Annotated in this window: 13 protein-coding genes; 11 read left to right on the plus strand and 2 right to left on the minus strand. The window is 45.2% G+C overall.

The features are described from left to right. Nucleotides 1–138: 138 nt before the first annotated feature. From ACTHPG_RS02075 to ACTHPG_RS02090, 4 genes are all read left to right on the plus strand, one after another. Nucleotides 139–375, plus strand: a complete 237-nt coding sequence (locus tag ACTHPG_RS02075) for a hypothetical protein (RefSeq protein ID WP_440387423.1) — start codon at nt 139–141, stop codon at nt 373–375. Between the two features lie 227 nt (nt 376–602). Beyond that, the gene (locus ACTHPG_RS02080) at nt 603–1,196 is read left to right on the plus strand and encodes an NAD(P)-binding domain-containing protein (RefSeq protein ID WP_440387424.1); all 594 of its coding nucleotides are present in this window, start codon (nt 603–605) and stop codon (nt 1,194–1,196) included. A gap of 13 nt (nt 1,197–1,209) precedes the next feature. Further along, nucleotides 1,210–1,647: a hypothetical protein gene (locus ACTHPG_RS02085; RefSeq protein ID WP_440387425.1), complete on the plus strand. Its 438-nt coding sequence runs from the start codon at nt 1,210–1,212 to the stop codon at nt 1,645–1,647. A gap of 88 nt (nt 1,648–1,735) precedes the next feature. Further along, nucleotides 1,736–2,083: a hypothetical protein gene (locus ACTHPG_RS02090; protein ID WP_440387426.1), complete on the plus strand. Its 348-nt coding sequence runs from the start codon at nt 1,736–1,738 to the stop codon at nt 2,081–2,083. Between the two features lie 120 nt (nt 2,084–2,203). Here ACTHPG_RS02090 and ACTHPG_RS02095 read toward each other — a convergent pair whose 3' ends face one another. After that, entirely contained in the window at nt 2,204–2,728 is a 525-nt protein-coding gene (locus ACTHPG_RS02095; protein ID WP_440387428.1) for a hypothetical protein, read from the minus strand. Nucleotides 2,729–3,069: 341 nt separating this feature from the next. Further along, on the minus strand, nt 3,070–6,189 hold the full coding sequence (locus ACTHPG_RS02100) for a glycoside hydrolase family 2 TIM barrel-domain containing protein (protein WP_440387429.1): 3,120 nt from the start codon (nt 6,187–6,189) through the stop codon (nt 3,070–3,072). Nucleotides 6,190–6,315: 126 nt separating this feature from the next. On the opposite strand from ACTHPG_RS02100, the gene ACTHPG_RS02105 reads away from it, so the two are divergent. From ACTHPG_RS02105 to rhaD, 7 genes are all read left to right on the plus strand, one after another. Then, nucleotides 6,316–7,149, plus strand: coding sequence for an AraC family transcriptional regulator (locus ACTHPG_RS02105; RefSeq protein ID WP_440387430.1), 834 nt, complete (start codon nt 6,316–6,318; stop codon nt 7,147–7,149). 247 nt (nt 7,150–7,396) lie between these two features. Next, on the plus strand, nt 7,397–8,332 hold the full coding sequence (locus tag ACTHPG_RS02110; RefSeq protein WP_440387432.1) for a helix-turn-helix domain-containing protein: 936 nt from the start codon (nt 7,397–7,399) through the stop codon (nt 8,330–8,332). A 27-nt stretch (nt 8,333–8,359) separates the two neighbouring features. After that, nucleotides 8,360–8,848 (plus strand): DinB family protein, encoded by a 489-nt coding sequence (locus tag ACTHPG_RS02115; RefSeq protein ID WP_440387433.1) that lies wholly within the window; start codon nt 8,360–8,362, stop codon nt 8,846–8,848. Nucleotides 8,849–9,035: 187 nt separating this feature from the next. Continuing rightward, the gene (locus ACTHPG_RS02120; RefSeq protein ID WP_440387434.1) at nt 9,036–9,323 is read left to right on the plus strand and encodes a hypothetical protein; all 288 of its coding nucleotides are present in this window, start codon (nt 9,036–9,038) and stop codon (nt 9,321–9,323) included. A 156-nt stretch (nt 9,324–9,479) separates the two neighbouring features. Then, nucleotides 9,480–9,833: a DUF3021 family protein gene (locus ACTHPG_RS02125; protein WP_440387435.1), complete on the plus strand. Its 354-nt coding sequence runs from the start codon at nt 9,480–9,482 to the stop codon at nt 9,831–9,833. A 127-nt stretch (nt 9,834–9,960) separates the two neighbouring features. After that, on the plus strand, nt 9,961–10,485 hold the full coding sequence (locus tag ACTHPG_RS02130) for a GNAT family N-acetyltransferase (RefSeq protein WP_440387436.1): 525 nt from the start codon (nt 9,961–9,963) through the stop codon (nt 10,483–10,485). 383 nt (nt 10,486–10,868) lie between these two features. Next, entirely contained in the window at nt 10,869–11,714 is an 846-nt protein-coding gene (gene rhaD / locus ACTHPG_RS02135; protein WP_440387437.1) for a rhamnulose-1-phosphate aldolase, read from the plus strand. The last annotated feature ends 86 nt before the right edge of the window (nt 11,715–11,800 follow it).

Here is an 11,800-nt window from a genome sequence, read left to right on the forward strand (position 1 = left end):
GAGAGTAGTATGCCTTGCTGAAAAGGAACTGGTATTTAAAGATCCAGCACAAAGAAGAAATGTCGAATATTTTAACTATGATATATTATGTTTATTAGATAAATAATAAATGCACAACCGACTTGAGGAGGAAATGATTTGAGAAAGGGTACAAAGTGGACATTGTTGATTCTGGGCTTGATGCTCGCTGCAATTTTTATCAACTTCTTTATGAATCTATATAGCTTTGCATATGCACTGATTACGGTGCTGTTGCTTGCCTTTATGGGCTGGGGATTCTTAGCAAAGTTAAATAATGATGTTCGTCAGCATGAAGACTATCATAGAAGAGAGCATCAATCTGCCATCGATGATATCGATAGATACACCAGATAATAATAAACGAACGTATCAAACTCGAGCACATACCTATTAAAGATACATTACAAGCATCTTGCACTGAAATGAGTAAAGACTCCCGCGAGGGAGTCTTTTTAATGTCGATTTCTTGAAAAAAGTAGTGATCATTTCTTCACTTGCTAAACAGACAGATGTTAAGTAATATTAATATATGAATAAGTGCTCATATGTTAATGCATGAAACGTTAATGGAGATGATACCTATGTACGATGTATTGGTTATCGGGGCTGGGCAAGCTGGGTTGGCAGCAGGTTACTACCTTCAGAGATCGGGGCTAACTTTTTTAATCGTTGATGCTGCCTCATCTGTTGGGGAATCTTGGCGTAAACGGTACGATTCCTTGCGTCTTTTTACTCCACGAATGTATGATGGTTTACCGGGAATGCCACTTAGTGGAAACGAAAATGACCTACCTAGCAAAGATGAAATTGCAGATTATTTTGAAAACTATGCCAAACAAATGAAGCTTTCAATAAAGTTAAACTGCTCAATCTCCCGTCTCTCCAAGCAAGATGAAGTGTACTATGCTGAAACCAATGATGGAATAATGGAAGCGCGCAATATTATCGTTGCCACGGGACCTTTCCAGACCCCAAATGTTCCACCTTTTGCAAAGTCATTATCCAAGAATATAGTTCAACTTCACTCATCCGAATATCAAAATATCTCTCAATTGCTCCTTGGGACAACAGTAGTTGTAGGCGGAGGGAATTCAGGCGCCCAAATCGCTGCAGAGTTAACATCAGATGATCAACAAACGGTTATACATATCCATAGCTCGAGATATTACCTTTAGGCCTTTGCATATCATGAAACGAAGTATATTCTGGTATTACGAAAAGCTCGTAATATTACGTGCAAGTGCAGATCGTATGGTTGGAAAATGGTTGCGAAATCAGCCAGAGTACGACTATGGCTATGAGTTAAAAGAATTGATGACCCAGGGAAAAGTTAATATGCGCCCACGTGCTGTAAATGCAATAGATAACCGTATCCTCTATGAGGATGGGAGTGAGACACGAATAGACAATGTGATCTGGGCGACGGGGTTTAAGCGTAATGATGGTTGGATCGATATCCATACTGCTTTTGATTCCCAAGGTGGAATTATACACGAGAGAGGCGTATCACCGGTTGCTGGACTGTACTATGTAGGACTACCTTGGCAAACATCACGAGGTTCTGCATTGTCGGGATGGGTCAAGTACGATGCTCAAAAGATCGTTAGTCATGTGATTCACAGGTAAGATACATCATGCTAAGGGCAGCTGGTAGGGATCATTAGCAAATATCAGATCTCACATTTTTGGGTATATTCCTAAAAGGAGGGATTTTATGAAATTGCTTAAACTGCCAATGATTCTTTGTACGATATTACTTTTATGTATTTTGTCAGCTTGTGGTGCGGATGATAGGTTACACGGAAAGAGCGATAACTGGGATGTGTCTCTTCAGAGATCAACAGGAATCTATAGTATCACCTACATCGGCGATGAAAAGCGTATAAAGGATTTTGTGTTTGACCTTACCGGTAACAACATAAAACAACAGGGGAAAGCACTTGAAGAACAGGGGGTCCCGTTCAGGATGTCGGGAACGGTGACTGAGGCGGAGAAAACGAAAGACCCGATTACCTTTAAAATGACTTGGAACAATCAAAGCGAAACTGTAACTTTTGAGTAAATCTCACATGGCGGAGGTGTTCATCATTGGTTGGTCATTACTTCATCATTTCTACAGTACATATTATATATCTAGCGTTAGGCCGTTCATTATGGGAGCGGCCTTTTTCACAATTGCGTCTCACTTCGCAACAGTTATTTCAAAAGTAGAGTGGTCATGATCTTGTACGCTGAAGCGATATTCTAATCCATTTCGAACTGTCACTCCATTAAAATCAAGCTGAGTCACATCGCGATCCAATAGACCGATATCCTGAATGACATCTTGTGCATCGTTATACGTATACTCACTATGGGTTGTAAGAATGAGTGTGGCGATCGCGGTTAACAGAATTCCACCTGTGGGTTGGCCCGGATCACCAGTTGAGTATAAGCTGATTTCCTGAATGCTCCGATCTGCATTCAATACACCAACCATACGCAATTCGTCATTAAAGACATACTCGAAAGCACCACTGCCTTTCTCGGAGGAGTCTTGTATATCCAAGCGGGTAATACTTAAGCCATTCAGTCGGTATTTGCCCACGGCACCATTAAACTTATTTTGGAATTCATCGGTAGTCATATGGAGGCCAGAAAGTCCCATCAGAGATGAAGGGGGCTGATCTTGTCCAGGCTGAGCAGAGTTCGAAGATAAAGTCAGCATGCCGTACAACCCTATTGAAGCTATTGCGAAGCATAATGCCGATGGGATCATATGTCTTATCGTTATCCGGTGATGTTTTCGCATGGAGAAGATCATCAAAACAAGAAATCCCAAGAAAGTAAGTAAGCCAAGAATAAAGATGACTGTGAAAAGGTATTGCAAATTCTCACCTCGTAATAGACTGGTTTTTGAAATAGTACTGAATCCATTGTCAACGGGCACAATTCAGGAGAGCACATCATTTATTATAATGTTCCCATGGAAAAGTTCAAACTCCCAATGCTCACTATCCCAACAAAAAAAAGCACTGCCGGCATACTGCCAGCAGTGCTTGCTTGATGTTATACAGGTCTTACCGTAAAGGTGAAGTGATACGCTCGGTTGGCCGGCAAGGTGTATTCAGCATGGGTACGTGCGCCCCAACTGTCATCTCCACCGACACCCATTTGTTTGTAATTGATACGTGCTACAGTCTGCGTGCTCTGAGGCAATTTATACACATGGTCATTGGCTTCCAGTTCCTCAGGTGTCCACGGTAATGCATTAATTTCATATGGGATGTTGGCTTCAATATGCAGACCACGTTGACCATCCGCTGACGTAATTTCAGCAAAGCGTACATCGGTTTTGTTACCACACTCTTGTGGTTTCAGATATGGAACGAATTGATCCCGAACCGCACCTGTGTAATAACCGAGACGTGCACTGGTCAGACGGTCTGCGTAGTTGTCGTGCGGCCCTCTGCCGTACCAAGAGATTGTATCCAGGCTGTTACTCAGTTGCATCAGCATACCGAACTCCGGCAAATCAGGTAAGCCCTCCCCTGGAACAAGGGTTTGGCTGATTTCCAACACGCCATCTGGATTAATTCGGTACGTGATGGACAGCGTACATCCCGGATGTTGATCCCATGTGTAATCAGTCGTCACGAGGATGCCTTGTTCGTCTGTGTGGTGCTCGAAGCGAATTAATCTGCTTGTAGCGTGAGCATCTCTCCAGAAGGCGGATCGCTCATTCAGGCGGTTCCCCATATCATTGTCTGTCATGGCTCGCCAGAAATTCGGGCGGACAGGAGCCAGCAATTGCTCCTGATTATTGATCTGATAAGAAGTCAACGCACCAGTAGCCGGGTTGAAACTCAACGTGACTTTGCCACCAGCTACTTTCAATTCATCTTGCTGACTCTGAACTTGTAGCTCATTACCCTGTCCTTGGTGTACTGGTTGGATTGGACTCAGTCGCGGAGATACCACGAATTGATCCCAGGCAATCTCATGACCTGTTCCTGCCCATTTGGTTGCAACTTTGGTAACCAGAGATACAGTGAGCACCGCTTCCTTGAACAGATCGGATGATGGCGTGTAAGGGATGCGCACTTCAGCCGTTTCCCCTGGAGGTACCGCGATGTCCAACGAACCGTTTTCTACAGATACGCCGTCGTGCGTTACTGTCCATACGAGCGAATAGTCGCTGAGATCCGTGAAGAGGAACTGGTTTTGGATACGCAGCAGGCCGCCTTTGACATCAATAGCTTCCATACGAACGTTCTGATAACACTTCTTCACTTCTTCGAGCTTCGGCGTAACCGTCTTATCGGCCAGAATGAGCCCGTTTCCGCAGAAATTGCCATCATGAGGGGATTCACCGAAATCTCCGCCATATGCGAAATATTCCACACCGTCTGCCGTCGTGGTACGAATGGACTGATCAACCCAGTCCCAGATGAATGCACCTTGCAACACATCATATTTATCGAACAATTCCCAATACAGATGCAGACCTCCGCAAGAGTTACCCATGGCATGGCTGTACTCGCAGATAATATAAGGTTTCTTCGGTCCTTGCATGCGAGCATAATTCTCCACATTTTCAGGGCTGATATACATCGTCGATTCAATGTCGCTTGCCGAATCGGAAGGGCGATAATGGAAGGTCCCTTCGTAATGAACGAGACGGGTCGGATCGACTTGTTTCAGATAATCGTACATGGCGATGAAGTTATCGCCGCCGAAGGACTCGTTACCCAGAGACCAGATAATAATGGACGGATGGTTTTTGTCCCGCTGGAACATGGAGTTACAGCGATCTATGACGTTGTTACGCCATTCCGGCTTACTCGCTGGGATGTTGTTTTCATTCATTTCCTTTTGCCCATAGTACCATGTGCCGTGAGTCTCCAGATTCGTTTCATCAATGACATAGAGGCCATACTCATCACACAGTTCGTACCAGAGTGACTGATTCGGGTAATGGGATGTGCGTACTGCGTTAACGTTGTAGGACTTCATCAGCTCGATGTCACGGATCATGTCTTCCCGACCAATGGCTCGACCGGTATCCGGGGAAAATTCATGACGATTCACGCCTTTGAATACAATGCGTTTGCCGTTGATTTGCATCAGGCCGTCCTTCAGTTCAAACTTGCGGAATCCAATCTTGCTGCGAACCGCTTCCAGCGTTTCACCTGTTTCATGCTGAAGGGACAGCACAAGGGTATATAGATGAGGGGACTCGGCGCTCCATAAGAGCGGCTTTATAACCTCTGCTGACAACTGGAATGAAAGTTCATCCTCACCCTGGAACGTAACGGCTGCAGTAAGCGGCTGCTTCAGTACAGTCTGCTGTTGTGCATCATAGAGCTGCGCCTGAACGGACAATCCGGCAAGAGCCTGCGCAGCATTATGATTGAACAGTTTCACATCCAGTAGCAGCTCCGCATCCTGATACGCGTCATCGAGTTCGGTACGAACAAAGAAATCGGCAATCTGAACCGGTGAAGGTGAGTGCAGGTACACGCTACGGAAGATGCCGCTTAGCCGCCAGAAATCCTGATTTTCCAGCCAGCTCGCATCACACCAGCGATATACCTCTACAGCCAGTTTGTTCTCACCTTCGGTCAGATACGGTGTAATATCAAATTCCGCTGGAGTGAATGTGTCTTCGCTATAACCGACAAGCTCCCCGTTGACCCATACATAAAAGGCGGATTCAACACCCTCAAAGTGCAGGAGGACAGGCCGGTCTTTCCAGTCAGCAGGAACTGTAAACGTACGGATGTACGAACCCACCGGATTATAGCTTGTTGGTGCAAATGGTGGCTTCAGTTCAGGCTCACGCTCGACCCACGGATACGTCATGTTCGTATATTGGGGATAATCATAGCCTTGCAGCTGCCAGTTGGAAGGAACAGCAATCTCGTCCCATTCACTGGCATCATAGTTGTTCTCGTAAAAGGATGAAATCCGTTGCTCCGGTGTCTCCGCAAAGGCAAACTTCCACTGACCATTCAGTGATGCGTACCATGGCGATGCACTGGACTCATTGGATAACGCTTCTTCCACAGATGGAAACGCTACCATAGACGCGTGTGCGGGTAGACGGCCTACTTGAAAAGTCTCGGGATTGTTGTTCCATTCCGGGTATCCATTTGCCGGAGGGGTGTATACCAGTTTCTTTCGCATAACAGCAACTCCTTCTGAAATGTTATAATATTGTCATTATAGAATTGAATGATGACTTAGAGAATAAAGAATATTGCCCATATATATCACAATATGAAACTAACGATGGAGAAAGTGGTGTACTGGATGGATACCCGGATTTTTTTTGGCAAAACAGAAGAAGCTGCTCGCCTGCCGATCTATATGACCACGGTTGGTTACTGGGAACATCAATACGAAACCGAGCGTCCAGAGGGTTTCCCGGATTATCAGATCCACCAGATTATACATGGCCAGGGGAGACTGATTATACAAGAAGATGAGTATATTGTCGGACCAGGTGACGTTTTCTTCCTGTATCCTGATGTCCCGCATCGTTATATGCCCATCAGTGACCGCTGGGAGCTGGCTTGGGTATCGTTTCAGGGGAGAGAGGCCAGCCAGCTATTATCTTATGCGGGGATAACGGGTTCACGCGTGTGCAGACTCAGGACAGCCACGTTGCTACGTGGCCTGGAGCAACTTCTGGTTAGGGAAGAGAATGGGGATACGACGGATTACGCAGATTACGATGTGGAATGCTCCAAACAATTATATGCCCTGCTGCTGGATTTGAAGCCTCTGCTCATCGAATCCGCCAATTATAATGATGAATTGGAGCGCTTGAAGCCTGTGCTGCGTTATATCGCAGAGCATCTGGATCGTTCACTCTCGCTGAAGGAACTGGCCGATGTGGCTGTGGTCTCTCCCCAATATTTGTGCAGGCTGTTTCAGAAGGCGCTACATACCAGACCTGTATTTTACGTGAACCAGGAACGAATTAATCGGAGCAAACAGCTCATGTTCAGTGAGAGGGAACTCCGCATATATGAAGTTGCTGATCGGGTGGGTTACGAGAACGCCAGTTATTTCTGTGCGATGTTCAAGAGGCATACAGGCATGAGTCCCGAACGTTTTCGCAAACTGCACGGACTGAATTGAAATTCTGAATACTGTTATTCATATTGAATTTTGATCTGTTATTCATCCCAATTTCAGTTTCTATTAAGGTTACGAAGGTAAGATAAGTCTTGTAAACCCCTTCTCGTGTTAAATAGATGTGTGACTGGCCCTATCGGATTGTCCTCCGGTAGGGCACTTTTTTTCTTCATTTGTTCGGTTGATGGTATGATAGATGATAGATGAATACATAATGTGTAACCAACTCTAGTGATCGGAGGATTGCATAGTGGATCACAGCTTGCACCCGTTGTTTAAGCCGATTCAGATGAATGGAACGTATTCTAACAGTTATTATGTTGAGAAAATACCCGCTCCCGGCTTAATGGCCTATGTAGCCTGTTATTGGGAATCAGGATCTCTTCCGTACACACATGAGCAGGGCGTTATGGGAGAAGGCGAAGAGCCATCGGTGAAGACTGTACCTGCCCGGGTATTGCCGGATGGTTGTACGGATATGCTGATTACATACGACCCGGTCTGTTCCGTGCATACTTATGCTTACTGTGGCAATTATACACAGCCGTTCATTGTGCCTGAGCCATCGGATGATGGTTACCCTGCTGGAGACTACACCTTTGGTGTCCGGTTCTTTCCAGGTGGAGCGCATGCCTTCCATGGCATGCCTCTGGAATGGTTTACGGATAAGCGAATTCTTCTTCAGGAATGTTGGCCGGAGAAGTTGAACGAGCTACAGGAGCGGATGGCTGGAACGAATGGTTTTGCAGAGCGGGTAGCGGTTATGAATGCGTACTTGAGTCCGTTGTCCGTGCAGACAAGCACATCTGAGGACGATCTGATGAAAAACGTGCTGCACCGCATCTTTATAGAGGGGGGACGTCTGAGTGTCCGGGAGCTGGCGATGCGTGAAGTGATTAGTGAGCGGCAGTTGCATCGCAAGTTCTCGGAATGGGTCGGGATCAGTCCCAAACGATTCAGTGAGGTGGTTCGTTTTCATCGTGTACTGAGCGATATTCATCAGGGGAACACGGCAGACTGGGCCATGCTAGCCCAGAACCATGGTTTTTTTGACCAGGCCCATCTGATTCGGCAGTTTCGCAAATTTTATGGAGACACTCCGTTGACGGCAGCCAGAGAGCATGGCAGGATGTTGTCCGATTTGTACAATAGATCTGTAACACCTTCAGTTATACTAAAATCGTGAGAATAAAAGATAAGGGAGACATCATATATGAATGGAACATTGCAGATTCGGGATCATTTGTTACATGAATTGGAAACCGGCGTACGGACGGGGGCTTCGTTAATTCGCTTGATCCGTTCGGAGGATTGGTCTTATCGTCCACAGGAGAATATGCGTTCATTGGTGGAGCTTGTCCATCATTTTATCCAGATCACTGCATCGGATCTTGCCATCATGCAGGAACAGAGTGAAGCTGAGGTTGGGCTGGTGGAGAATAGCTTGTCCGGAATTCAGGATATCGAGAAGTTGGAAGCAACGTTGTGGAGCAATTTCGAATCCTACAAAGCCTATATCTCGGGATTAAGCGAAGACGATTATCTGAACCGCTCTACCAAAGCTTTTTATATGGAACATGGTCACTTGCAGGCACAATGGCAGATTGAAACCTTAACGCATGTGTTCCATCACCGTTCGCAGCTCTATAACTATCTCAAGCAACAGGGCCATGAATTAAATTTCTTCATGCTGTATGCGTAGTTAAACTTGTAATATTAAAGTAAGCTGAGCTGGCTCCATCGGACGTTCCGGTGGGGCTTTTTGCGTACAGTCGTCTATCAATCTATGAAGTCTATCAAAATTGGACACTATGACACGGGTATTCACCGTTACTTTAATAGATTCCAAGCATAGAATACCGTATCAAAGCAAAAGGAGGTGATTTCAAATGGCCATCCTTTTACCATTACAGTATTACAATCTTCCGGCTGGCGTAGGCAAATCCTACTACGAAAACCTGGCTGGAGGCACCAATGCCAGCGCTACAGTGAACAACTTTGGACCGTTTCCGGTATCTCTCGTAATCACTCGTGTTAATGCACCCGTAGTCACTTACACGGTTCCAGTAAACAGCAGTCTTACGATTTCTGCAGGTGATGTCCTGGTTTTTGCATTACAAGCGAACCTTGGAGGCGCAGCTTCCGGAACAATTCAATTCGCTGTAGCAGACTTCTAATTGGTGTAATACAGTAGATTGACCTCTGCCGGACATGTTGTCGGCAGGGGTTTTTCTTTTTTTTGTGGATATACATAGATTTAAAGTAATATTGAACTATATAAGTTCAAATAACGAAGTAATTTCTCTTCAAGAAAGAAGGTGAGAATTTTGGTAATGAGAGCACTCTTAAGAGGTGGAATACCATTCGTCATTATGAGCATTATTGCTCTATTACTTTATTCTCAAGGGAAGTTTTCTGATGCTAAAGGTACATTTGTTGCAAGCCTAATCGCTCTTTTTATCGGTGCTGCATCCGTTATCTATAACATAGAACATTGGAGTTTGACTAAACAAAGCGGTGTTCATTTTATGGTGATGGTCGTAACAATTTATCCTATCCTTATACTAAGTGGCTGGTTTACGATTACATCTGTAGCCGATGCATTTATAATTTTTTTGCTTTTTGTTTTTGTTGGGCTTATTCTATGGTCTGCACTGTTTACGTTAGCCAAAATTTTTTCTTGGTAAATAATAAATGCGTATTACCTTTAAACATTAGTAGCGTCTTTATACAGCTTGTTTACTTTGGCAGTCATTCGATTAATTTAAGGTATAGGCGCACGCAGACTTGTGTTGGCATACAGGAGGTTAGTGGATGATGAAGAGAACGATTTTATTTGAAACGGAACGACTGGAATGTGCGACTTGGAACGAAGGGGATCGTGCACTGGCGTTTGCGCTGTGGGGCGATCATGAAGTTGCCAAGTGGATTAGCAGCAATGGATTTCTGAGCGAGGATGAAGTCGAAGCGCGATTAACACAGGAAATCCAAAGGCAGGAGGAAGCAGGAGTGCAATATTGGCCCTTTTTTGAGAAAGAGTCAGAGGTGTTTGTCGGTTGCTGTGGCCTGCGTCCATATTCTCCAGAAGAGGAGATCTATGAGTTGGGATTTCATCTAACCCGGGATCACTGGGGCAAAGGGTATGCGCAGGAAGCGGCGCGGGCAGTAATTGAGTATGCCTTTGACGAAATGAAAGTGAAGGCACTCTTTGCCGGGCATCATCCGGATAATGAAGTATCACGTCACATCTTGATCAAGCTGGGATTCGAGCACACAGGTGATGAACGCTATGAACCAACTGGAAAGATGCATCCATCCTATGCGCTGCAAAGTCCTTGAATATCTTTCGATATGGACAGGCCTTAGCGTATTCTCTTAAAGTGAATCAGATCAGATGAGGTACACGGTCCGTCCATACTGTGTTAGCTTGCTTTTCATGCTTTTTTTATTTCGCTTTCAGCTTCTATTAAGGTAACAGAGATATGATGAATCTTGTAAACCCCTTCTCGTGTTAAATAGATGTGTGAATGACCCCGCCGGGCGCCGGTGGGGTATTTTTTTCGTTATTTTCAAATAAACAAAACTAAACAAAAATAAATAAAAGTTAATTCCTGCGTTTGTTATTGACTATCAAAGATAAACAAAGGTATAATGAATGTGAAAAAAGGAACTTACTTTGTACGTGGCAAGCCATATTATTTCAACATAAGGAGAGATTGATCATGAACGTGACCCTTACGAATGACACAACACAGGCTGCAGGTTTCCATATTCCATTTGTCCGTGAGATGGCGGAGATTACACAACATATGTGGAAAAATGGTTGGGATGAGCGAAATGGCGGTAATGTCAGCTATCTGTTGGATGAAGAGGAAGTAGCCCAATATATCGATATCCATCATGTAATTCGCAAGATCAAACCGGCATTTTCGGTGCAGGAGCTGGCAGGCAAGTATGTTATCGTGACCGCATCGGGCAAATATTTCAAAAATGTACTCGCTGATCCCGAGAGCAATCTGGGATTGCTGCGTGTATCGGAAGATGGTCAGGAGCTGGAAGTGCTCTGGGGATTGAAGTCGGGGGCGAATCCAACGAGTGAATTACCTACGCATTTCATGAGCCACATTGAACGTCTGAAATTGGACCCGAACCACCGGGTTGTTATGCATAACCATGCCACTCATGTATTAGCCATGACGTTTATCCACGAGTTGGATGAGGCAAAATTCACCAAGACCCTGTGGCAGATGTGCACGGAGTGTGTGGTTGTGTTCCCGGATGGGATCGGCATTATTCCATGGATGATTCCTGGGTCGAACGAGATTGGCCGCGAAACGGCTGAGAAAATGAAAGAATACCACGCGGTCATCTGGCCGCAACATGGCATCTTTGGAACAGGAACAACGATTGACGAGGCTTTTGGTCTGATTGAGACCATTGAGAAGGCAGCCCAAGTGTATATGCTGGTTGCCGGTCACGAGATCCGGCAGAGAATTACGGATGAACAGCTGACTACACTGGCGCAAGCGTTTGGTGTCACCCCTCGTCCCGGCATTTTGAACAGCTAAATAGAAGCTAAAGAAAGAAGCTAAAGAAAGAAGCTACACAGGTCTGGACAAGGTCGATGCAGGGAAATTACATTGCTGTAAAGTCA

It is taken from the genome of Paenibacillus sp. SAF-068 (assembly GCF_051967555.1).
Taxonomy (GTDB): Bacteria; Bacillota; Bacilli; order Paenibacillales; family Paenibacillaceae; genus Paenibacillus.